This window comes from Chromohalobacter sp. 48-RD10 (assembly GCF_029889785.1).
Lineage (GTDB): Bacteria > Pseudomonadota > Gammaproteobacteria > Pseudomonadales > Halomonadaceae > Chromohalobacter.
Genome location: NZ_JARANX010000001.1, coordinates 446,315 through 469,078 on the forward strand (window position 1 = coordinate 446,315; position 22,764 = coordinate 469,078).

Consider the following 22,764-nt stretch of genomic DNA (forward strand, 5'->3'; position numbering starts at 1 on the left):
TAGGAGATCTGCGTGAAACTCATCCACACAGCGGACTGGCATCTCGGTCAGACCTTCCACGGGCAAGAGCGCCACACCGAGCAACGCGCGTTTCTCGACTGGCTGTTGGCGACCCTCGAAACGCGACGCCCGGACGCCCTGCTCATCGCAGGCGATATCTTCGATGTCGTCAATCCATCGTTGCGCGCCCAGGAGATGCTCTACGACTTCATCGTCGAGGCGCATCAGCGTTTGCCGCAACTGACGATCGTCATGATCGCCGGCAACCACGACAGCGGCAACCGTATCGAATTGCCCGCGCCGCTGATGCAGCGCCTCAATACCCACACCCTGGGCCGGGTGAGTTGGCTCGACGACGGACGACTCGACGCCGAGCGCCTGCTGGTACCGTTGACAGATGCCGACGGCGAGATTCGCGCCTGGTGCCTGGCGCTACCCTTCCTGCGTCCCGCCGAGGTCACCGGCGGTTCAGCGCCGAGCGTCGACGAGACCGCCGACGCCTCACGCAATACCTATGTCGCGGGCATTACGCACGTTCACCAACAGCTCATCGACGCAGCGCGCGAACATCGCACGCCCGGTCAGGCCCTCATTGCCATGAGTCATGCTCACTTGCATGGTGCCGCCGTCTCCGAGGCCAGCGAGCGGCCCATCGTCATCGGCGGCGAGGAATCGATCCCGGCCTCATTGTTCCCCGCCGACATCGCCTATGTCGCGCTGGGTCACCTGCATCGCGCCCAGCAGGTCGGCGAGCAACGCATCCGTTACAGCGGTAGTCCGTTGCCGCTGGACTTCAGCGAGGTGGACTACCCCCATCAGGTCGTCGACGTCACGCTCGACGGCGAAGCCTTGCGCGATGTCGAGAGCCTGGCGGTCCCGCGTCCGGTGGCCATGCACCGACTCGGCCCGGCGCCACTCGACGACGTGCTCGCCGAGCTGGAGGCCCTGGCGGATACGCCCGAGCTAGCGACAGATCAGACGCGGGATCTCCCTAGAGAACGCTGGCCCTGGCTGGAGATACGCGTCGAACTAGACGCCCCGATGCCCGACCTACGCGCCCGAGTAGACGCAGCGCTCGACGGCAAACAACTGCGACTGCTGCGTCTGGAGCGTCGCCTACCAAGGGTTGCCGCCGAGGACGCGCCCGCTCGCATCGACCTGGCAGCGCTCGGTCCGCGCAAGCTGTTCGAGCGTACCTGGCAAGCGCGCTGGGGCGAGCCACCCGCCGACGACGTGCTCGCCGACTTCGACCGGCTACGTCAGGACGTGCTCGACGATGAGGAGACATCGACATGAAGATCCTCGCCCTGCGCCTGGCCAACCTGGCCTCGATTCCCGGCCCGCTGGAACTCGACTTCACCGCCGCGCCGCTCGCGGGGGCCGGCCTGTTCGCCATCACCGGCCCCACCGGCGCCGGCAAGAGCACGCTGCTCGATGCCTTGTGTCTGGCACTCTACGGCAGCACGCCCCGGTTGCGCCAGGCGCCCGGTCAGAATGCCCCGCTGCCCGACGTGGGCGACGCCACCCTCAATACGGCCGACCCGCGTACTCTACTCCGCCGAGGTGCCGCCAGCGGCCATGCCGAGGTCGACTTCCTGGGCCGCGACAGCCGCCGCTATCGCGCCCGCTGGGGCGTGCGCCGCGCCCGCGAGAAAGCCGACGGAAAATTGCAGAAGATCGAGCAGTCGCTGCGTGATCTGGACGATGACCGCCTGCTGACCACGCAGAAGCGCGAGTTCGACCGCCTGCTGCCCGAGTGTCTGGGGCTCAGCTTCGAGCAATTCACCCGCGCCGTGCTACTGGCCCAGAGCGAATTCGCCGCCTTCCTCAAGGCCGACGACAACGAGCGCAGCGACCTACTCGAGCGTCTCACCGGCACCGCCGAGTACTCCGAGATCTCGATCGCCGCCTATCGCCGCGCCAGCCAAGCCAAGAAAGCCGTTGATGCGCTGGACGCCAAGCTCGCCGACGACCTGCCCGCCGAGGCCGAGGCACGCGCCGCGCTCGAAAAGACCGCCGAGGCCGCCCAAGCCGAGCTCGATACCGTGCAGCGCCATACCAAGCGCCTGGAGACACAGGCGCACTGGCATGCCACGGATACCAGACTGCAAGACTCTCACGCCCAAGGGCAGCATGAACATCGCGCTGCCGAGGCGCATTGGCAGACGCTGGCCTCGGCCCGTGCCGACCGTGACTGGCAGCGCCTGATCGCGCCTCAACGTCATCGTCTGGCACGCCAGGCCGAATTGCCCGGCGAGATCACACGTCTCGAGACGACTCATGCCGACACGCGCGAGGCTCTGACAAAGGCCGAGACCACACAGCAACAGGCTAAACAGGCACATGCCACTGCCGAAAAGACCCTTCAAGACGCCGACACGGCACGCCGCACCGCCGAGCCTCAACTGCACCAGGCGCGCGAGCAGGCACAGCAACTGGCGACGCGCGAGCATCAGCTGGCCGAGCTCGACAACACGCACGCCGCACAGCGCCGCGAAGCGCAGGCGCTGACCACGCGCCATCAGCAAGCCCACGAGACACAGCAACGCCAGCGCCGGCAGCGCGATGACTGGCAGGCCACCCTGCGCCAATTGATGGGTGAACATGCCCGCGTGGAGGACGCCCGCCAGGCCGTTCAGCGCGCGCATGATCATGCCGCTCGACGTCACCTGGCACTCGGCGAGCTGCAAAGTCGCTGGCAGACCGTCTGTCGTACCGAGCACGCCCAGCGCACCCTCAATGAGCGCCTGACGCAGGACGCAAAGCGTCTCGAAGCATTGATCACCCAAGGCCAGGCCGCCCGCCAGCGCCTCGATGAGCACGAGCGCCACTATCGCAGCGTGCTGGAATTCGTCGAACGCGGTCGTGCAGTGCGTAGCGAGAGTGTCACGCACCTGCGCGACGCCCTCGAGGAAGGCCAGCCCTGCCCGGTGTGCGGGGGGCTCGAGCATCCCTGGCGCCACCAGCCGCCACAGACGCCCGAAGCCGCCCAGCTTGCCGCACAGCAAGCGGAAGAAGACCGCCAGTTGACGGATGCCCAGCAGCAACGCGATCACGCCCAGCAACAACGCGACGAACTGCTGGGCCAGTACCGGGCGCTTGACGCCTCGCTCACGCAGCAACGCCAGGACGCTGCGGATGCCGATAAGCGCCACCAAGAGGCGCACCAGGCACTCGACGAACATCCGCTATACACCGAGCTAGCTACCATCGATCATGACCGGCGTGATGCCTGGCTAACCGAGCAACGCCAGACAAGCGACGCCCAGCGCGCGCAACATGAAAAGACGCTTCAGGCCCTTGCCCACGCCGAGGCCGAGTTGGCACCGCTCGACGAGGCATTGCGCCAAAGCGAGCTGACACTGGCGCAATTCGACGCCCAGCGCACCCGCCTCGACAAGGAACTCGAAGAACTCGACGCGCGCCTGCCTCCGCTACGCCGCGAGCGCGACGATATCGCCGCCCGGCTCAAGACCCTGCTCGGCGAACACGCCTCGCCGGATGCCTGGCAGCAGCAGCTCGATACGCATCAGAGCGCCGCGCGCCAGGCCCTGGATACGGCGCTTGCCCAATGCCATGACAGTGAGCGGGAAACCCAGCGGCTCGCCCAGCAGTCGCACTACGAGACCGAGCAACTCGCCAGGCTCAAGCAGGAAATCGACACCCTCACTCGTGAGCTGGATGCCTGGCGCCAAGCGCATCCCGACCTGGACGACGCCACTCTGCAGCGACTACTGGCCGAAACCGACGACGCCGCCGATCGTCGAGAACGGGAATTGACCCAGGCCGAGCAGGCCCGCCAGCAGACCGCTGCCGCCCTCACTGAGCGCCGCCAGGCCCTCATCGATCATCGCCGCGAGCAGGCGTTGACCGAGCACGACGCCACCCCGGACACCCTCTTGAGCGAGACGGTCGACGCCCGGATCGACCAGCGCCGAGAGGCGTTAGACACCGCGCGTGACGCCTTGGCGCACCGGCTTGACGCCGCCCAAACGCAGCGCGATGATGCCCTGCACACCCTGCGTGACGACGACCGCAAGCGTCAGCGCCAGCGCGAGGGACAAGCCGAACTCGATGCCGCGCGCGCCGAGTACCGTCGCTGGGGCCGCATCAGCGAGCTGATCGGCTCCGCCGACGGCAAGGTCTTCCGACGCATCGCGCAGGCTTACAATCTGGAGCAACTGCTGGAGCACGCCAACGCGCACCTGACGGGTCTGAGTCGCCGTTACAAGCTGATCCGCGGCGGCAGCGAGCTGGGCCTGCTGGTGGAGGACCGCGACATGGGAGACGAGCACCGCTCGGTGCATTCGCTTTCCGGTGGCGAAACCTTTCTCGTCTCGCTGGCGCTGGCACTAGGGCTCGCTTCCATGGCTTCCGGCGAACTCGTCATCGAATCGCTGTTCATCGACGAAGGCTTCGGCAGCCTCGACCCGCAATCCCTGGCACTCGCCATGGATGCCCTCGACGGCCTGCAAGCGCTAGGGCGCCGCGTCGGCGTGATCTCGCATGTACAGGAAATGCACGAACGCATCCCGGTGCAGATCCAGGTCGAACCGTTAGGTAATGGCACCAGTCGAGCGCGGTTGGTGAGCACCTAGTGAATATGAGCCTCTAGGAAATATGAGCTTCCAGGAAATACAGGACGGCCGCCTCCGCCGTCCTTGGCTCAGCATCATAAGGCCCGAAACCGCAACCAGAGGCGGCCGATACCGACGGAACTGGCAAACAACATGATCCCGATAGCGATGGAGAGGCCGCCACGCCAGAGCCTTTCAGGGCTGACAGTACCCAGCGTTTCCAGCCGCGCATAATGCGTTCCCAGCGTGTTCAGCCCTGCTGCTAGATAACCGATACCAATAATGGCAGCCCCCACGGCAATCAGAGTCGCCGACGAGGCTGAGACTGCGGCTTCATGCGGTGTTAACCATCGACTGATCGGCTTGCGCGCCAGGATAAGCACCGCTCCCAACAATGCACTGACGAAGAAATGCACGCCCTGGATGGCGAGCATATTCGTTGCTTCTGCTTCTTGAGCCATCGACGAACTGGACCAGGCGATATAGAGAGACGTGGCCTGGTTCGAAAGGGTCCTTACCAGAAGCCAGATCCCCGCGACGCCCAACAGCGCTTCGCACAACGAACGAGTATGGAAACTGGGCATATATCCCCTGATAGTCCTGTATTCAAGTATTTAGTCATTTCTTTTGTGGGCCCATCATGTTGCCGGATACGGCGCCACCTCGTTGCCATCTTCGGTCATCAGCCTGACCAGCTTGGGGTGAACGAAAAGCTTCTCTCGGCCTGCTCGAATCTCTTGCAGTACCCCGATCTCGCAGAGCTGCTGTAGATAGATAGAGGCCGTCTGGCGTTTGGCGATATCGCGTTCCACCAAGTTGCCGATACGGCAATAGGGCTGCTCGAAGATGACCTGCACTAGCTCATGACTGTAGACGCCTGGAAGTTCGCACTGGATATAACGCGTTGTCTCTTCGATCAACTCCCGCGTCGCCGCAATCTTGTCGGTAGTCCAGCGTGCCGTGTATTCCACGGCCTTGAGCATATAAAGCAGCCAATCCTGCCACCGCCCTTCGCGCGTTACCGACAGCAAAAGGCGGTAGTAGTCAGCCTTGTTGAGCACGATATAGCGACTCAGGTACAGGATCGGAAGCGAGAGCAGTTGCTGCTCGATTAGATAAAGTATGTTCAGTATCCGGCCGGTGCGCCCGTTGCCATCGGTGAAGGGGTGAATCGCTTCAAACTGATAATGGGCTACGGCCATCTTGATCAGCGGATCGACGCCATCTTCCTCGTGTAAGTAGCACTCCCAGTTCGCCAGCATCTCCCGCAAGGCTTCTTTTCCCATGGGAGGAGTGTAAATAACCTCACCGCTGGCCTGATTAGCCAGAGTGGTACCCGGTACGCGACGGATATTCATGTCGGCGCCTTTGATAGTACTGCAGATTTCCACCGCCGTGTTGGTGCATAGCGGTCGCTGGGCCAGCTCGCGATAGCCACTACTCAGCGCTGTGCGATAGCGCAGAGCTTCCTTGGTGGCCGGGTCGGCATGTGTATCTTCTTGGGCGAATTGGAAGAGCCGATCGGTGGTGGTGACGATGTTCTCGATCTCGGAACTGTCACGCGCTTCCAACAAGGGCAGCAGGTTGATCAATACCCCCTGATTGGGCAGCAGTTCTCCCGCCTGTTTCAGCTCTGCCAGGGCCGTACGGGCGGGAATGCAGGCTTTAAGCACTGCCGATGTCTCCAGCTCCTCCGCTGGCGGTAGCGTAGGCAACGTGTTGTGAGGTTCGTCGGGGCGCCAGCTCATGTTCATTTTTCTCTTTAAAATCGACACGTCACCCGCTTATGTCGATAGCATCGACATGTTTCGACGACGTGTCGATAAAATGGCGTTTCGTGTACACATCATAACGAAGTGGCGATGGCGTGAACATGTCGGCTCACTTCTCATAGCACAGCATTGCGAGATCAGCTCTCGATAGCCAGGCATTGCGTACTATTTTGCCATCGACGACTCTGTCGGCAACGAAAGCGGTATCCGAGTCACTGAGCCGAGCGACACCATATCCGCTAATCGACCACATCGGTCTCATACTCGATCCTGACGCCATCGATGACACCGTCGCCGCTATCCGGGCACTGAACGGACAGAAAACGCCTGCCCCTTAGTAGGACGGGGTAAATACCTAGGCGACGTGTCCAAAAAACGCACTTCGTGTACCTATCCCTGACACTAAAACGCCGCGCCCGAAGGCACGGCGTTTTGGCGTCTTTCGAAGCGCTTCGAACGGCGCTCAGCCGGCGAGCTTGGCGGCCATTTCGGCGGTATGCTGGCCTTGGAAGCGGGCGATGGTGAGCTCATTTTCGCTGGGTTGGCGGCTGCCGTCACCACCGGCGATGGTCGTCGCGCCGTAGGGCGTGCCACCGGAGACTTCCTCGAGCTCGCTCAGCGCCGCACAGGAATACGGTACGCCGACGATCGCCATGCCGTGGTGAAGCAGGGTGGTGTGAATCGAGGTCAGCGTGGTTTCCTGCCCACCGTGCTGGCTGGCGGTGGAAGTGAAGGCGCCGCCCAGCTTGCCGATCAATTTGCCTTGCGCCCAGAGACCGCCCGTCGTGTCCCAGAAATTGCGCATCTGCGAGGCCATGTTGCCAAAGCGCGTGGGCGTGCCGACGAGAATCGCGTCGTAATCGGCCAGAAGACCGGGATCATCCAGCACGGCGGCAGTGCTGTCTGCCTTGTAGCCGGATTTTTCGGCGACGTCAGCGGGCACGAGTTCGGCCACGCGATACAGATCCACTTGGGTACCGGCCACGCCGCGTGCGCCTTCGGCGACGGCATTGGCCAGTGTCTCGATGTGCCCGTAACTGGAGTAATAAAGGACGAGAATCTTGCTCACGTGGGTACTCTCCTGACTGGATGTATGGACGCTCTCAAGATGGCGTACGCTCGCGCCACCGTCAAAGTGACGTGACGCGACATCGGCGTGCTAGGCTGGCGCAAAACATCCTCCGGGGAGGCCACCATGTCCAACACCACTGCCCTGCTCGAACGCCTGATTGGCTTCGATACCGTATCGCGACACTCCAACCTGGAATTGATTGCCTTCATCGAGGCCTACCTTGCCGAGCATGACGTGCCGTGTACTCGTATCGCCAACGATGACGGCAGCAAGGCCAACCTGCTGGCTCGCATCGGCCCCGAGGTGGCGGGCGGTGTGGTGCTATCCGGGCATACCGACGTAGTACCCGTAGACGGCCAGCCCTGGAGCAGCGATCCCTTCACGCTGACCGGCAAGGACGATGGCCGCCTCTACGGCCGCGGTAGCTGCGACATGAAAGGCTTCATCGCCAGCGCACTGGCACAGGTACCGCAGTGGCAAACGCTCGACTTGCAGCGCCCCATCTACCTGGCGTTTTCCTACGACGAGGAAGTCGGCTGCCTGGGCGCGCCGCGCTTGATCGAGCGCCTGATGGCCGATACGCCGACGCCGGCGGCGGTGATCGTCGGCGAGCCTACGCTAATGGCGCCGGTGGTGGCCCAGAAAGGCATCACCAATCTGCGTACCACGGTGACCGGCCGCGAGGCGCATTCCAGTCAGGTACGTCAGGGCGTGTCCGCCGTGCATGTGGCGGCCCGCCTGGTGACGCGCATCGAGGACATCATGGCGGAGCTGGTCGCGGAGGGCCGTGTCGATCCACTCTTCAACGTGCCCCACTCCAGCCTGCATGTGGGCAAGATCCAAGGCGGCACGGCGATCAACATCATGGCTCGCGAGTGTCATTTCGACTGGGAGATCCGTCATCTGCCGACGGACGGTTTCGAAGCCTTGTTCGAGCGCTTGCAGCACTACGCCGAAACGCTGATGAATGAATTGCGCCCACGCGCACCGCAGATCGACATCCACACCGACCACCTGACCGAGACCGTACCCGCCCTGGCCGACCGGGATAACCAGACGGCACTTGAGTTCTGTCATGCATTGCTGGGCGCTACCAACAACGAAGCCGTGGCCTATGCCACCGAGGCCGGTCAGTTCCAACGCGCCGGCCTGCCCACGGTCATTTGCGGCCCCGGCAGCATCGCTCAGGCGCACCAACCCGACGAATATCTGGACGTCGCCCAGCTCGAGGCCGCCGATGCCTTCATGGCCGCGCTTGGGGAGCGTCTGACGGCCTCCAGCTAGCTTCATCCAGCTAGCTTCGGCGTATCGAACGAACATCGCCCGACGAGCGGCACGCAGCGCATGGCCACCAACCATCGGCGCCTTGTCGAAATGTTCGACATATGCCAGCGTGAACGAAATGATTCGGAACGATGTCACGTGAAGAGCAAGCAATCCCCATCCAGAAAACGCCCTTGCGTCGCCGAGGCGCTGGCAAAGGAGATCTTCTCCGGCACATATCAGCCGGGAGATTTCGTACCGCGCGAAGTCGACCTGTGCGAGCGCTTCGCCCTCAATCGCTCGGCGGTGCGCAGCGATCTGCGCCAGTTGGTCGATGCCGGGATCATCGAACGCATCTCAGGGCACGGCTCGAAGGTCCGTGAGTATCCGGAGTGGAACATTCTCGATGCTCAAGTCACCGAGTGGATGACCCGCTATGCGGCGCCCAATCCCGGTGTACAGCGCGAGATTCTGGCCTTTCGCCTGGACGTGGAGCCCTATGTCGCCATGACCGCCGCCAAGCACGCGACGGCGCATGACCTGGTTGCCATCGAGGAAGCCTTCAACGGCATGGGCAGTGACCTCGACGATACCACTGTCAACCGTGACGGCCGCCTGCATAGCGACTATGACATCGCCTTCCATGTGGCGATCTTCAAGGCCACACACAACATCGTCTGGTCACAGCTTTCGCACATTCTGCGACCCTCGATATTGCTGTTGATCGAGACCTCGAACGTCAGCGCCAGCGACCCGGCGGAGAGTCTGGAACGCCACCGGTCACTGATGGAAAGTATTCGCGCACGCCGGCCACGCGATGCGTTTCGCGCCTCGCAGGCCGTACTTGCCGGCACCGCCAGCGCCTTGGGGCTGGAGATCCCCGACACACCGCTTGGATATAGCGCCGAGCTGTTGTCCGAAACCTGACACGCGCCCAATCCTGTCTCCCGCAAAGCCAACCGGGCGTCGCATGGCGACGCCCGGTTCAGTGGCCAAAGTCCTTAGCAATAAGTTCTTAGCAGTGAGTACGGGGTAGTGAAGACTCAGTGATTGTCGCGAGGCGGGCTCTGGCGGGCGACATCGCGATACTTGGTGGCGGGGCCCAGCGTCATGCCATGATCGAGCTGCTCGACCATGCCGCGCTGAATCTCCTGCCAAGGCGTCTGATCCACCGGATAGATGTAACCGCCGCGTGATTCTAGCGCCTGACGACGTTTCGTCAGCTCGGCGTCATCGAGCAGCAGATTGGCTTCGCCACGCTTGAGATCGATACGAATCCGGTCGCCCGTTTCCAGCAGCGCCAGGCCGCCGCCCACCGCCGCTTCGGGGGCCGCGTTGAGGATCGAGGGCGAGCCCGAGGTCCCCGACTGACGACCGTCGCCAATGCACGGCAGCGATTCGATGCCTTGACGGATCAGCGCCTCCGGCGGCTGCATGTTGACGACCTCGGCACTCCCCGGATGGCCGATCGGCCCGGCACCGCGCATGATCAAGATGGTGTTCTCGTCGATCTCGAGCGACGGATCGTCGATACGCGCATGATAATCCTCGGAGCCGTCGAATACCGCCACCTTGCCTTCGAAGGCATCCAGGTCATCGGCCTGGCTCAGGAAACGCCGCCGGAAGTCGTTGGCAATCACGCTGGTCTTCATCAACGCCGAATCGAACAGATTGCCCTTGAGGTTGATGAAGCCGGCCTCTTCCACCAGCGGGTTGTCGTAGCGGCGAATGATATCGTCGTCCAGCGTTTCACGCCCGGCCGTATTTTCCGCCAATGTCTTGCCGTTGACCGTGGGCACATCGCCGTGCAGACGCCCAACCTTGATCAGTTCGCTGAGCACCGCGGGCACGCCACCGGCTCGGTGGAACTCCTCGGAAAGATAGATCCCTGCCGGCATCACGTTGGCTAGTAGCGGAATCTCATGCCCGAGGCGCTGCCAATCGTCGTTGGTCAGCTCGAGCCCCGCGTGACGCGCAATGGCATTGATATGCACCGGCGCATTGGAAGAACCGCCCAGCGCCGAACACACCACGATGGCATTTTCACAGGCCTCGCGGGTAATGATATCCAGCGGACGCAGGTCTTCCCACACCATGTCGACGATGCGCGTTCCGGTCTTGTAGGCGACCATCGAGCGCTCCTTGTAGGGCGCCGGAATCATCGCCGAACCGGGCAGGCTCATGCCCAATGCTTCGGCCATGGAATTCATCGTCGAGGCGGTGCCCATGGTGTTGCAGTGGCCCACGGAAGGCGCCGAATCGGTGGCGCGGGACAAGAATTCCTCGTAGCCGATATCCCCCGCCGCGAGACGCTTGCGCAGTTCCCAGATGATGGTGCCCGAGCCCACGCGCTCCTGAGTGCCGCGCCAACCATTGAGCATCGGCCCGCCGGAGAGCACGACCGCCGGAATATTGGCGGTCGCCGCCGCCATCAGGCAGGCGGGCGTGGTCTTGTCACAGCCGGTGGTCAGCACCACGCCATCCAGCGGGTAACCATGCAGGACTTCCACCAAGCCCAGATACGCCAAGTTGCGATCCAGCGCTGCCGTCGGCCGACGCACATTTTCATGGATGGGATGCAGAGGAAACTCGAACGGCACGCCCCCAGCGGCGCGGATGCCATCCTTGACGCGTTTCACCAGATCGATGTGATGACGATTGCAAGGCGTCAAGTCGGAGCCCGACTGGGCGATGCCGATGATCGGCTTGCCGCTCTTGAGCTCCTCCAGCGTCAGGCCGTAATTCATGTAGCGCTCGATGCACAGCGCAGTGGTCCCCGGATGCTCAGGGTTGTCGAACCACCAGCGCGAGCGCAGTTGATCGGGGGTCATGCGGCGATTGTCGGCGGACATCAGGTTATCTCCTCTCGAAAGAACAATCGGCTCCTATGTAAGTCAAACATATTGCGAGTATGTTCAACATACTCCGATAGGTGTAGAGACTCTGCTTCCCCGCCCCGAACAACGCCGCAACGCAAGAAGGCGACTCAATGAGCCGCCTTCTCGTTTTTCATACTCGCCGTTTATCGTTAGTCCTCAGTGCGAGTGACGCGGCACTTCGGCACCACGGCATCCCACCAGGAAGTCGAAGTCGCAGCCTTGATCGGCTTGTAGCACATGCTCGATGTAGAGCTGGCGATAGCCGCCGGTGCTAGCGATTCGGGTCGACTCGGCGGTAGGGTCGGCCTCGGCCAGGCGCGCAGCAAGCTCGACATCGTCGATCTCCAGATGCAACGTGCCGGCATAGGCATCGAGGGCGATCAAGTCGCCATCACGAACCGCCGCGAGCGGCCCCCCGGCAGCGGCTTCCGGCGCCACATGCAGTACCACGGTACCGTAGGCGGTGCCGCTCATGCGGGCATCGGAGATCCGCACCATATCGGTGACGCCTTGCTCGAGAAGCTTGGACGGCAATCCCATGTTGCCGACCTCTGCCATGCCATGATAGCCGCGCGGCCCGCAGTTCTTCATCACCAGGATATCGTCGGCGGTGACATCGAGATCGGGATCGTTGATGCGCGCCTTGTAGTCATCGAAATTCTCGAAAACCACGGCACGGCCACGGTGCGTCATCAACTCGGGAGTCGCCGCAGAGGGCTTGAGGACGGCACCATTGGGCGCGAGATTGCCGCGCATCACGCACATACCGCCATCCTCGCGCAACGGCGTGTCGAGAGAACGAATCACGGCGTCGTTGTAGAGCGGCGCATCCTCGACGTTCTCCCACAACGTCTTGCCGTTGATGGTCAGAACATCCTTGTGCGGCAGCCGGTCAGCCTCGCCGAGGCGGCGCAATACGGCAGGCAGGCCACCCGCATAGTAGAATTCTTCCATCAGATAGCGCCCCGAGGGCTGCAGATCGACGATGGTCGGCGTGCCACGCCCGATACGCGTCCAATCGTCCAGCGTCAGGTCGACCCCGATGCGTCCGGCGATGGCTTGCAAATGAATGACCGCATTGGTCGAACCGCCGATGGCCGCGTTGGTGCGAATAGCGTTCTCGAAGGCTTGTTTGGTCAGCACCCTGGAGAGTTTGAGATCCTCGTGGACCATCTCGACGATACGATTACCGGAGAGATGCGCCAGTACATAGCGGCGCGAATCCACCGCCGGAATCGCCGCATTGTGGGGCAACGAGGCGCCCAGAGATTCGGCCATGCAGGCCATGGTCGAGGCGGTCCCCATGGTGTTGCAGGTACCGGCGGAGCGTGACATGCCCGCCTCGGCGGCCATGAAGTCATGGATCGAGATCTTGCCGGCTTTCACATCTTCGGAGAGCTTCCACACCACGGTGCCCGAGCCGATGTCCTTGCCCTCGTGCTTGCCATTGAGCATCGGGCCGCCAGTGACCACGAGAGTGGGAATATCGCAGCTCGCCGCGCCCATCAGCAGCGCCGGGGTGGTCTTGTCGCAGCCGGTCAGCAAAATCACCGCATCGAGCGGGTTGCCGCGAATCGCCTCCTCGACATCCATGCTCGCCAAATTGCGGGTGAACATCGCAGTGGGACGCAGGTTGGACTCACCGTTGGAGAACACCGGAAATTCAACCGGGTAACCGCCCGCCTCGAGCACCCCTTTCTTGACGTGTTCGGCGAGCTTGCGGAAATGAGCGTTGCAAGGGGTGAGCTCCGACCAGGTATTACAGATACCGACGATCGGCTTACCCTGGAATTCGTGGTCGGGAATGCCCTGGTTCTTCATCCAGCTGCGATACATGAAGCCGTTCTTGTCGGCAGTGCCGAACCACTCGGCACTGCGCAGTCGGCGGGGGGACTGACTCATCAGGGGCTCCTTCTCATGGCATTCGCATTAGCGTTGCCAACACCATAAACGCCCCTTTCAATAACCGAATAATGTCAAAAAAGACCTTCTTTGATGTAAAAAAAAATATCAAAAATAATATCGAGCCTTTCCCATCCTCTTCAGGAAGAGTCATCAAGACTTGGGGGCAATGCCGACACGAGTTGTCAGGATACTGATTAAAATCCACTTTTATCTAACGAACATCGAGATGACTGTGTCGATCACCCCCCATACCAGCAGCCCGAGTGCTTAGGGTAGATTGCAAGGGGTATACCAAAGTCTATGTTGAACATGTAATCACTATGTTCAACATTTACCGTCTGATGCGACGAATCCAAGGGCGCCCCCATGAATGAATTTCACTCGTTTCTCCCACAGGATGCCGGCAACGATAGCTTGATCGGACGCGTGTGGGATCCCGATGCACAAGGCCCCCGCCTGGTCACCGTGCGTGACGGCATGCTGCACGATATCAGCGCACTGGCCCCCACGTTCAGCGGCCTATTGGAATTCGACGATCTATCAACACGCATCGCCCAGGCGCCGGATGCACCGCTTCTCACGGTCAGCGATTGCCTGGAGGCCTCGCTCGATGCCGAGGGCGACCCCGCCACCTGGCACCTTCTGGCGCCCTGCGATCTGCAAGCAATCAAGGCCTGCGGGGTAACCTTTGCGTCATCGATGCTGGAACGAGTGATCGAGGAGCAAGCGCGCGGCGATAGCCAGAAAGCCACGACATTGCGCGAGACCGTTACCTCGCTGATCGGCGACGACCTTTCCCGGCTGACGCCGGGATCCGCCGAGGCCGAGGCCCTCAAGGCCAAGCTGGTGGAGCTCGACGTCTGGTCGCAATACCTGGAAGTCGGCATCGGTCCCGACGCCGAGGTGTTCACCAAATCGCAACCCATGTCGGCGGTCGGCCTGGGGCACCGGGTCGGTATTCACCCGGCCTCTAAGTGGAACAACCCCGAGCCCGAGGTCGTGCTGGCGGTAGACTCGCGCGGCCAGGTACGCGGCGCCACGCTCGGCAACGACGTCAATCTGCGCGATGTCGAAGGGCGAAGTGCCCTGTTGCTGGGCAAGGCCAAGGACAACAACGCCTCTTGCGCCATCGGCCCCTTCGTGCGCCTGTTCGATGACGACTTCGACATCGACAGTGTCCGCGCCCTGGAGGTAACGCTGGATGTCAGAGGCGAGGATGGCTTTCACCTGGACGCGGTGAGCTCGATGAATCAGATCAGTCGCGACCCGCTCGATCTCGTCGCCCAGACACTGGGGGCGCATCACCAGTATCCGGACGGCTTCATGCTGTTCCTGGGGACATTATTCGCCCCCACACAGGATCGCGATACCCAAGGTAGCGGTTTCACTCACCACCTCGAAGACGTCGTGACCATTGCCACGCCCACGCTCGGGGCACTGGTCAATCGCGTCGACACCAGCGACCGCATTCGGCCCTGGCAGTTCGGTAGTGGTGCCCTGCTGAACTACCTCGTACACCAGCGCCCCGACGCTTGACGATCGTCGTTTCAACACCGTGGACGGGGCGCTCGAAGACGTCGCTCCCGACGCTTTGCGCCCGGCCATGACATCCATCCAAAACAGCACTCTCGATGACATGAAAGGCGCAAGCGATGCCAAGGATCACGCTGCAACATCGGTGCGAGGCAACGCCCCTTGACTCTATCGCTCAGCGTCGCCATGTCTCATATATGCCCATCAATGCCAGGAGGCAAGCATGATATTGGAAGGCAAACAGATCATCGGACAAGACATCGCAGCCGGCCCCGGCACTAGTTTCCAGGCGGTAGACCCCGCCAATGGGGAGACTCTTCCACCCGAGTTTCCCAGTGCCGATAACAACCAGGTCGAGCGCGCCTGTCAGCTCGCCTGGGATGCCTTCGATTTATATCGGGAAACCTCACTGGAGGAGCGGGCCAAGTTTCTGGAAACCATCGCCGAGGAAATCGAACATCTGGGCGGTGGCTTGATCGAACGTGCCATGAGCGAAAGTGGCCTCCCGGTCGCACGTCTCGAAGGTGAGCGTGGACGTACCTGCAACCAGCTGCGCCTTTTCGCGGGTGTCGTGCGTGCTGGCGAATGGCTCGATGTCCGCGTCGATCCGGCGCTGCCGGAACGCACACCCATGCCACGCCCAGATCTTCGCCAGCGCCACATTCCGCTGGGACCGGTCACGGTATTCGGCGCCAGCAACTTCCCACTAGCTTTCTCCGTGGCCGGTGGTGACACCGCATCCGCATTGGCATCGGGTTGCCCGGTAATCGTCAAGGCACACTCGGCGCATCCCGGCACCTCCGAGCTGGTGGCGCGCGCCATCCAAAGCGCCGCCAAAAAGTGCAATATGCCTGAAGGCGTATTCTCCATGCTCTTCGATGCCGGTTACGACGTGGGTACCTCGCTGGTCAAGCATCCCAACATCAAGGCAGTCGGTTTCACCGGCTCGCGCAAGGGTGGTCTGGCGCTGCAACAAGCCGCGCAATCGCGTCCCGAGCCGATTCCGGTCTACGCCGAGATGAGCAGCATCAACCCCGTTTTCCTGATGCCCAAAGCACTTGAGGCACGCGGCACCGACCTAGCCCAAGCCTTTGTCGGTTCGCTCAACATGGGCGCAGGCCAGTTCTGCACTAACCCCGGCCTGTTGATCGGTCTAAAGAGCCCGGCACTGGATAGCTTCATCGAGGAAGCTGGCAAGGCGCTCAAGGACACGCCTGCGAATACCATGTTGACGCCTGAAATTCATTCGGCCTACGAGCAGAGCGTCGCCAAGCTGGCGGGCAACGCCAAGGTGAACGAAGTAGGCCGCGGCCTTGCCGGGGAAGGCGAGAACCAGTGCCAGGCTGGCCTCTTCACCACGCAAGGCGCCGATGTGCTGGCCGATGAATCGCTGCAGGAAGAAGTCTTCGGCGCCACCTCTCTAGTCGTCATCTGCAACGACATGGACGAGATGAAGCGCGTGGCCGAAGCACTGGAAGGCCAACTGACAGTCACCCTGCAGATGGACGAAGGCGATACCCAAGACGCAGCACAGCTGCTACCCACGTTGGAACGCAAGGCGGGTCGCCTCATGGCCAACGGCTGGCCGACCGGTGTCGAGGTCTGCCATGCCATGGTTCACGGCGGCCCCTTCCCGGCCACGACCGATTCACGCACCACCTCCGTGGGTAGCGCCGCGATCTTCCGCTTCCTGCGTCCGGTGTGCTATCAGAATCTCTCCGATTCGCTGCTTCCCAAGGCACTCAAGGAAGCGAACGGCCTCGGCCTGAAGCGTCTCGTCGACGGCCAGCGCGAGGGATAAGCATCTCCTCCTGATGCGCCTGAGTCCTCCGGGACGAGGGCCATCACCAACGCAAACGCCCCATGGCAGCAACATTGCCATGGGGCGTTTTTAATGGCCGCTCGTCAGATAACGAGCGGCGCGCGTGAGCCATTAACGGCTAGATCACGCCTGCGAACGATTCCGCTGAGGAGCGTCTCCGCCTTCACGTTGACGCCGCGGGGCGCGCTCCTGATCACCGCCGCGATCCTCGGCAATCTCCAGCGGACGACCGGCGACACGCGCCTGGCCGATGCGCGACAGCACAGCGGCCGGCAGCGTACTCGGCAATTCAACCATAGAGAAGGCATTGCGGATGTCGATACGGCCGATCTTGCCACCGTCGATGCCGCCTTCATTGGCCAATGCACCCACCAGCTGGCCGGGCTTGACGCCATCCTTGTGGCCCACCGACACGCGGTAACGCGTCATGCCAGCGCTCGGTCCACGATCACGACGATTGGGCTTTTCGTTGCGCCCCCCTCCCTGACGGGCGGGACGACGTTCGCCCGGCTTCGGCAAGCGACCAATGGGGGCCTCGCCGGAACGCGCCATGCTGGCCATGGCACACGCCAGATCCACGGGGTCATAACCGTCGTCGGCCAAGCCTTCAATCAGCTCACGCTGATAGTCGCTGTCCTGCTCCAGCGTCTTCAGCACGCGCTCACGAAACAGTTTGTCGCGATGGGCACGGATGACAGACTCATCGGGCAGCTCGACTTCCTGCATCGTTTGACCGGTCACACGCTCCATATCACGTACGCGACGCTGCTCGCGGCCACCGGCGAAGGTAATCGCCACGCCCTTGCGTCCAGCGCGCCCCGTCCGCCCGATGCGGTGAGTATACGCCTCGCCGTCTTGCGGCAGGTCGTAGTTGAAAACGTGCGTGATACGCGGCACGTCGAGACCGCGCGCGGCAACGTCGGTGGCGATGAGGACATCGACCTTGCCACGCCTGAGGCGATCGACGGTCCGCTCGCGCAGGCTTTGATCCAGGTCGCCGGACAGCGCCGCCGCGTTCACGCCACGCGCCAACAATTGCTCGACCAGCGTGGTGCAGGAGGCACGTGTGCGCACGAAGGCGATAGCAGCGTCCACCGGCTCGACCTCGAGTAAGCGCGATAGCGCCTCCAGCTTGGCGCCACCTTCGATACGAACCAACCGCTGCTCGATGCCTTCGGCCGTCTTGGTCTTGGTCTCGATCATGATCCTGAGCGGATCGACCAGGTACTGATCGACGATGCGCGAGATTTCATTGGGCAGGGTCGCGGAGAAAAATACGCGCTGCGCTTCTTTCGGCGTCTCGGAGACCACACGCTTGACGTCATCGATGAAGCCCATGCGCAGCATTTCGTCAGCCTCGTCGAGCACTAACGCATTGAGGCCGTCGAGTTTGAGGCTGCCACGATTGAGGTGGTCGATCACGCGTCCCGGCGTGCCCACGATGACCTGGGCACCACGGCGCAAACCGCTGAGCTGTTCGCGGTACTCTTGACCACCGCATAGGCTGAGAACCTCAAGCCCCTTGAGATCACGGCCGTACTGGACGAAAGAAGCGGCAACCTGCTGTGCCAACTCACGCGTCGGCGCAAGCACCAGCACTTGCGGCTCACGACGCTTGAGGTCAAGACGCGACAACAGCGGCAAGGCAAAGGCAGCGGTCTTGCCGGTACCGGTCTGGGCCTGGCCCAGCACATCGCGCCCGTCAAGCAGCGCGGGAATGGTTTTAGACTGAATCAATGAGGGCGTTTCATATCCCAGTGATTCGAGTGTAGAAAGAAGAACAGACGGCAGCGAAAGCTCGGCGAAAGTCGACGAGGCAGCGGGGGTCGTGGTCATGTCACACCTTGGATAGCCGGAGCGAACCGGCGGAAAAATTCAAGGCACCTTCATTGCCCATCGGCCGCTCGGCCTGGGGCATCGAAACAAAAGGCGCCGGTCGCAGCACCTGCGTCCTGCCGCATACGCGGCAGCTGTGGCGACCTTACGCGTCGTGGCGCGCCATCGATGCGGCAAGCGCTCTCACGGCCGGCTCGAAGCGAGCGGGCAATGCGCCTTGCGCAGAAACGTCCTTAAGGCTCTATCCACGCTAGGTGGAAGGCACATCGCACAGGGACGAATACAGGATGGAGGGGTCAACACATGCGAGGAAATGGCATACTACCATCGACCAATGGCTTTGCCCAATCTTATTCGTTCATCAAGCCCTATTCGCTTATCGAGGAATTCTCCCCATGCCGACGTTATGGATTGACGCCGACGCCTGTCCACGTCATGCCCGCGAAGTCATCGTGCGTGCCGCCGAGCGCACCCAAACGCCGACACGCTTCGTCGCCAATCACCGCTTGCCCTTGCCGCCCTCGGCCTGGGTCAGCGCGCTGGCCGTCCCCGGTGGCTTCGATGCCGCCGACGACGCCATCGTCGACCGAGTGGCGCCGGGCGATCTCGTCGTCACCGCCGACCTGCCTCTGGCGGAGGCCGCGTTGGCGCGCGAGGCCGAGGTCATCACCAATCGTGGCGAAACGCTGACCCGGGACAGTATTCGCGCCCAGGTACAGATGCGTGACTTCATGGAAACCCTGCGCGCCAGCGGCGAGCATACCGGCGGCCCCAAACCCTATGGCGACGCCGAACGCCGCACCTTCGCCAATGCGCTCGATCGCTGGCTGACACGTACCCGGAAGCGACGCTGATACATCGACCTAAGCGCCACGGCCCTAAGCACCACGAATGCCCCGCCCCGGCAACCGCTCGCGGTCATGCGGGCGTTCCAGCGCCAGTACCGGCCCCTTGGGAACGATACGCGTCGGGTTGATGGTCTCATGGCTGTAATAGTAGTGGCGCTTGATGTGATCGAAATTCACCGTCTCGGCAATGCCTGGCCATTGATAGAGCTCGCGCAGATAATTCGACAGATTGGGATAGTCCTCGATACGCCGCAGGTTGCACTTGAAGTGTCCGTGATAGACAGCGTCGAAGCGGATCAACGTGGTGAACAGCCGGATGTCCGCCTCGGTCAACCACTCGCCGGCGAGATAACGCTGCGTATCGAGCCGTGACTCGAGCCGCCCGAGCGCTTCGAACAACACCGTGACGTGTTTCTCGTAGACCGCCTGTTGGGTGGCGAAGCCGGCCTTGTAAACGCCGTTGTTGATGTGATCGTAGACGTCGGCGTTGACGGTATCGATGGTCTCGCGGAGATCCTCTGGATAAAGATCCAACCGGTTGCCGGTCAAATCATCGAATGCCCCACCCAGCATGCGCACCAGATCGGCGGACTCGTTGTTGACGATACGCCCTTCACGCTTGTCCCACAGCGCCGGCACCGTCACGCGCCCGGTATAATGCGTCTCGGTCAGCGTATAAAGCTGGTGGTGGTAGTCGACGCCATTGAGCGGATCGCCACTCGAGCCCTCGTCGATGGCGTAGGACCAGCCCTGCTCCAGCATCAGCGGACTGGTATGGGATACACCTACCAAACCCTCGAGCCCTTTGAGCTTGCGCATGATCAGGGTGCGATGCGCCCACGGGCAGGCCAGCGACACGTACAGATGAAAGCGTCCTACCTCGGCTTCGATACCCGGCTGCCCTTGCGGTCCCGATGCCCCGTCCGGCGTCACCCAGTCACGCAATTGAGCGGACTCGCGAACGAATTCGCCGCCGTGCTTCTTGGTGTCATACCACTGGTCGTACCAACGACCTTCGATCAACAGTCCCATACCTTTACTCCTACACTGATCCTGACGCTTATTGAGCGGACGGCCGGCAGCTGGCCACCCTCGATGCCGCTCAGCATAGAACGATTGATTCGGCGCTCAAGCGTATTAAAACGGCCTAACCGTTCGTTTCTATCGAATGTTCATCGCAGCAATCGCTCACGGCGTCGTGCAGCGCTGCCGCCAGCGCCCGCGTAGCCGGCCCGGCGCGATCCCGGTCGCGGAAAATCAACTGCATCGGCGTTTCGCGACGCCCCCCGAGCGCCAGAGGCAAGGGGACAAGCGCTCCCATACGCAATGCCTCGCGAATGCGGGTCGTCGGCATCCAGGCGAACCCCAATCCGCGGCACAGCATGTCGACCGATGTCACCAGGTGACTCAATGTCCAGCGCTGCTCAGCCTTGAGCCACCCGGCGTCCATCGACTGACGTAGCGCCGAATCGCGCACCACCAGTTGACGATGCTGCTCCAGATCGCGCAGGTCGAGTTCACGTCCCAGATGCTGTAGAGGATGTTCGGGATGCGAGACGGCCAGAAACTCCACATTGACCAATGGCTCGCCCAGAAATCCCTGGGCGGCGATGCCCGACACCACCAGGTCGGCGCGTCCATCGTAAAGCATCTCGACACCGCCATTGAGCACGGTTTCATGCAACTGCACGCGAACATGGGGATAGTGGCGCGAGACGCTGTCCAACGCATGCGCCAAGGCATCCGGCGGGAAAAGCTGATCGACGGCGATCACCACCTCGGCTTCGAGCCCCTCCCCCAAGCGTCCGGCGACATCTTCCAAGGCATCGGCGCTTTCCAGCAGTTGCCGGGCACGGCGTAGCAACATATCGCCCGCCTCGGTCAGGCGTACCTGACGTCCCACGGGTTCCAGTACCTGCACACCTAACTGCTCTTCAAGCTTATGCACCGCATGATTGAGCGTGGAGGGACTCTTGTGCACGGCCTCGGCAGCACGCGCGAACCCGCCATGATCGACCACGGCGGCAAGCATTCGCCATTGCGCTAACGTGACATTGACCATTCGATTATCCCGAAGGTTAGGAGCAAAAATATGCGATTAATTTTCGAAAAATACGAACTAGAATGCCAGTCATGATCATCGAGAGGGTTCACCATGACACACACAATGCAAGCTGACCGCCAGATCAAACACATTCGCTCCAGTCACCCAAGCCAAGACGGCGATGGCGTCAAGATCAAGCGCCTCCACGACTTCGAGGGTGGGCTCGATCCTTTTCTCATGCTCGACGAGCTGGGGTCCGATCAGCCCGATGACTATATCGGGGGCTTTCCGCCACACCCTCACCGAGGCATGCAGACGCTCACTTATGTCATTCATGGAGGGCTGACACACGAAGACCACCTGGGTCACAGCAGCACCATTCATGCCGGCGATGCGCAATGGATGCACACCGGACGCGGGATGATCCATTCCGAAATGCCGCTGACCGACAGCCAAGGTCTTCACGCCTTTCAGCTGTGGATCAATCTACCTGCACGCGACAAGCTGAGCCCGGCCACTTATCGTGATATCCGCGCACTGGAAATGCCGTACCTCGAGGGACAGGAGAGTCGTTTGATCGCCCTCGGCGGCCGCTGGCAAAGCGCCACATCCAGTATCGATGGCCCCCTCGATGCCCTGGCTGGTGGTTCCGGTGTCGCCGACGTACGGCTCGAATCGGGCACCTTGTCGCTGACGCACCTCGGTGACGAAACCCTGCTGGTATATGCCTACCTGGGAACGGTGAAGATTGGCAATCAAACGGTAAATGCGGGTCATCTCGCAGTGCTCGAGGCAGGCGACGCACTTACGTTGGAAGCGGACGGCAAGGCCGGCGCCCTGCTCTTGCGTGGCACACCACATCGCGAGCCTATCGCTCACTACGGACCTTTCGTGATGAACTCACGCAACGAGCTCGAGGCCGCCATGCAGGCCTACCGAGACGGCAGCTTGACCGACTAAAATTATGCAGCTATTGTACAAATTGTGGCACCGGTAAAAGATTACCTACATAGCCACGCATATCCTATGTGGCAAGCTGCTGTTACCGGCTTGCCCATGCTGTATGCATGAACAGGATAGGCATTTCATTTAGCATGAGTTATCGTTCCAATGCCTTTTATCTATTTAACGTTCACGTATACGGCTTCTAGTTATCATGTTGCGGATTCTTCATTCGCTGCCCCGCACTCATAAATTAATCTTGTTACCGGTC

Annotated in this window: 16 protein-coding genes; 8 read left to right on the forward strand and 8 right to left on the reverse strand. The window is 61.8% G+C overall.

All coding sequences use genetic code 11. The features are described from left to right. Positions 1-12: 12 nt before the first annotated feature. Positions 13-1,296: an exonuclease SbcCD subunit D C-terminal domain-containing protein gene (locus tag OP496_RS02000; RefSeq protein WP_280561698.1), complete on the forward strand. Its 1,284-nt coding sequence runs from the start codon at positions 13-15 to the stop codon at positions 1,294-1,296. Further along, positions 1,293-4,598, forward strand: a complete 3,306-nt coding sequence (locus OP496_RS02005; protein ID WP_280561699.1) for an AAA family ATPase — start codon at positions 1,293-1,295, stop codon at positions 4,596-4,598. The genes OP496_RS02000 and OP496_RS02005 overlap by 4 nt, the downstream gene beginning before the upstream one ends. Positions 4,599-4,672: 74 nt before the next feature. Here OP496_RS02005 and OP496_RS02010 read toward each other — a convergent pair whose 3' ends face one another. The 3 genes from OP496_RS02010 to wrbA all read right to left on the reverse strand — a co-directional run bounded on the left by OP496_RS02010 (position 4,673) and on the right by wrbA (position 7,418). Further along, positions 4,673-5,161, reverse strand: a complete 489-nt coding sequence (locus OP496_RS02010) for a hypothetical protein (RefSeq protein ID WP_280561700.1) — start codon at positions 5,159-5,161, stop codon at positions 4,673-4,675. 54 nt (positions 5,162-5,215) lie between these two features. Continuing rightward, positions 5,216-6,325, reverse strand: coding sequence for a Fic family protein (locus OP496_RS02015; protein ID WP_280561701.1), 1,110 nt, complete (start codon positions 6,323-6,325; stop codon positions 5,216-5,218). A gap of 487 nt (positions 6,326-6,812) precedes the next feature. Beyond that, positions 6,813-7,418 (reverse strand): NAD(P)H:quinone oxidoreductase, encoded by a 606-nt coding sequence (gene wrbA, locus OP496_RS02020; RefSeq protein ID WP_280561702.1) that lies wholly within the window; start codon positions 7,416-7,418, stop codon positions 6,813-6,815. 126 nt (positions 7,419-7,544) lie between these two features. Here wrbA and argE point away from each other — a divergent pair, with 126 nt between their 5' ends. Both argE and OP496_RS02030 read left to right on the forward strand, forming a co-directional pair. Then, positions 7,545-8,705, forward strand: coding sequence for an acetylornithine deacetylase (argE, locus tag OP496_RS02025; RefSeq protein ID WP_280561704.1), 1,161 nt, complete (start codon positions 7,545-7,547; stop codon positions 8,703-8,705). 90 nt (positions 8,706-8,795) lie between these two features. Beyond that, on the forward strand, positions 8,796-9,611 hold the full coding sequence (locus OP496_RS02030; protein ID WP_280561899.1) for an FCD domain-containing protein: 816 nt from the start codon (positions 8,796-8,798) through the stop codon (positions 9,609-9,611). 116 nt (positions 9,612-9,727) lie between these two features. On the opposite strand, the gene OP496_RS02035 is transcribed toward OP496_RS02030, so the two are convergent. Next, complete coding sequence (locus OP496_RS02035; protein WP_280561705.1) at positions 9,728-11,536, reverse strand: IlvD/Edd family dehydratase; 1,809 nt, start codon at positions 11,534-11,536, stop codon at positions 9,728-9,730. Between the two features lie 183 nt (positions 11,537-11,719). Further along, complete coding sequence (locus OP496_RS02040) at positions 11,720-13,465, reverse strand: IlvD/Edd family dehydratase (RefSeq protein ID WP_280561706.1); 1,746 nt, start codon at positions 13,463-13,465, stop codon at positions 11,720-11,722. A 369-nt stretch (positions 13,466-13,834) separates the two neighbouring features. Here OP496_RS02040 and OP496_RS02045 point away from each other — a divergent pair, with 369 nt between their 5' ends. Both OP496_RS02045 and OP496_RS02050 read left to right on the forward strand, forming a co-directional pair. Next, entirely contained in the window at positions 13,835-15,004 is a 1,170-nt protein-coding gene (locus OP496_RS02045) for a fumarylacetoacetate hydrolase family protein (protein WP_280561707.1), read from the forward strand. Positions 15,005-15,224: 220 nt separating this feature from the next. Beyond that, positions 15,225-16,802 (forward strand): aldehyde dehydrogenase (NADP(+)), encoded by a 1,578-nt coding sequence (locus tag OP496_RS02050; RefSeq protein WP_280561708.1) that lies wholly within the window; start codon positions 15,225-15,227, stop codon positions 16,800-16,802. Positions 16,803-16,946: 144 nt separating this feature from the next. Here the strand turns inward: OP496_RS02050 and OP496_RS02055 are convergent, their stop codons facing one another. Beyond that, positions 16,947-18,659 carry a DEAD/DEAH box helicase gene (locus tag OP496_RS02055; protein WP_280561709.1) on the reverse strand — a complete coding sequence of 571 codons (1,713 nt, stop codon included), beginning with the start codon at positions 18,657-18,659 and terminating at the stop codon, positions 16,947-16,949. Positions 18,660-19,054: 395 nt separating this feature from the next. Between OP496_RS02055 and OP496_RS02060 the strand changes: the two genes are divergently transcribed. Further along, positions 19,055-19,513 (forward strand): YaiI/YqxD family protein, encoded by a 459-nt coding sequence (locus tag OP496_RS02060; protein ID WP_280561710.1) that lies wholly within the window; start codon positions 19,055-19,057, stop codon positions 19,511-19,513. 24 nt (positions 19,514-19,537) lie between these two features. Here the strand turns inward: OP496_RS02060 and OP496_RS02065 are convergent, their stop codons facing one another. Both OP496_RS02065 and OP496_RS02070 read right to left on the reverse strand, forming a co-directional pair. Then, entirely contained in the window at positions 19,538-20,539 is a 1,002-nt protein-coding gene (locus OP496_RS02065; RefSeq protein WP_280561711.1) for a glutathione S-transferase family protein, read from the reverse strand. 115 nt (positions 20,540-20,654) lie between these two features. Further along, complete coding sequence (locus tag OP496_RS02070; protein WP_280561712.1) at positions 20,655-21,569, reverse strand: LysR family transcriptional regulator; 915 nt, start codon at positions 21,567-21,569, stop codon at positions 20,655-20,657. Positions 21,570-21,662: 93 nt separating this feature from the next. On the opposite strand from OP496_RS02070, the gene OP496_RS02075 reads away from it, so the two are divergent. Continuing rightward, positions 21,663-22,511, forward strand: coding sequence for a pirin family protein (locus OP496_RS02075; protein WP_280561713.1), 849 nt, complete (start codon positions 21,663-21,665; stop codon positions 22,509-22,511). The last annotated feature ends 253 nt before the right edge of the window (positions 22,512-22,764 follow it).

What these genes read in the sequence shown, in the direction of transcription:
- OP496_RS02075 (WP_280561713.1), top strand. Translation starts at nt 21,663, where the DNA reads ATGACACACACAATGCAAGCTGACCGCCAGATCAAACACATTCGCTCC.
- OP496_RS02045 (WP_280561707.1), top strand. Translation starts at nt 13,835, where the DNA reads ATGAATGAATTTCACTCGTTTCTCCCACAGGATGCCGGCAACGATAGC.
- OP496_RS02040 (WP_280561706.1), bottom strand. Translation starts at nt 13,465, where the DNA reads ATGAGTCAGTCCCCCCGCCGACTGCGCAGTGCCGAGTGGTTCGGCACT.
- OP496_RS02015 (WP_280561701.1), bottom strand. Translation starts at nt 6,325, where the DNA reads ATGAGCTGGCGCCCCGACGAACCTCACAACACGTTGCCTACGCTACCG.
- OP496_RS02055 (WP_280561709.1), bottom strand. Translation starts at nt 18,659, where the DNA reads ATGACCACGACCCCCGCTGCCTCGTCGACTTTCGCCGAGCTTTCGCTG.
- OP496_RS02060 (WP_280561710.1), top strand. Translation starts at nt 19,055, where the DNA reads ATGCCGACGTTATGGATTGACGCCGACGCCTGTCCACGTCATGCCCGC.
- OP496_RS02070 (WP_280561712.1), bottom strand. Translation starts at nt 21,569, where the DNA reads ATGGTCAATGTCACGTTAGCGCAATGGCGAATGCTTGCCGCCGTGGTC.
- OP496_RS02035 (WP_280561705.1), bottom strand. Translation starts at nt 11,536, where the DNA reads ATGTCCGCCGACAATCGCCGCATGACCCCCGATCAACTGCGCTCGCGC.
- OP496_RS02005 (WP_280561699.1), top strand. Translation starts at nt 1,293, where the DNA reads ATGAAGATCCTCGCCCTGCGCCTGGCCAACCTGGCCTCGATTCCCGGC.
- argE (WP_280561704.1), top strand. Translation starts at nt 7,545, where the DNA reads ATGTCCAACACCACTGCCCTGCTCGAACGCCTGATTGGCTTCGATACC.
- OP496_RS02030 (WP_280561899.1), top strand. Translation starts at nt 8,796, where the DNA reads ATGTTCGACATATGCCAGCGTGAACGAAATGATTCGGAACGATGTCAC.
- OP496_RS02065 (WP_280561711.1), bottom strand. Translation starts at nt 20,539, where the DNA reads ATGGGACTGTTGATCGAAGGTCGTTGGTACGACCAGTGGTATGACACC.
- OP496_RS02050 (WP_280561708.1), top strand. Translation starts at nt 15,225, where the DNA reads ATGATATTGGAAGGCAAACAGATCATCGGACAAGACATCGCAGCCGGC.
- OP496_RS02010 (WP_280561700.1), bottom strand. Translation starts at nt 5,161, where the DNA reads ATGCCCAGTTTCCATACTCGTTCGTTGTGCGAAGCGCTGTTGGGCGTC.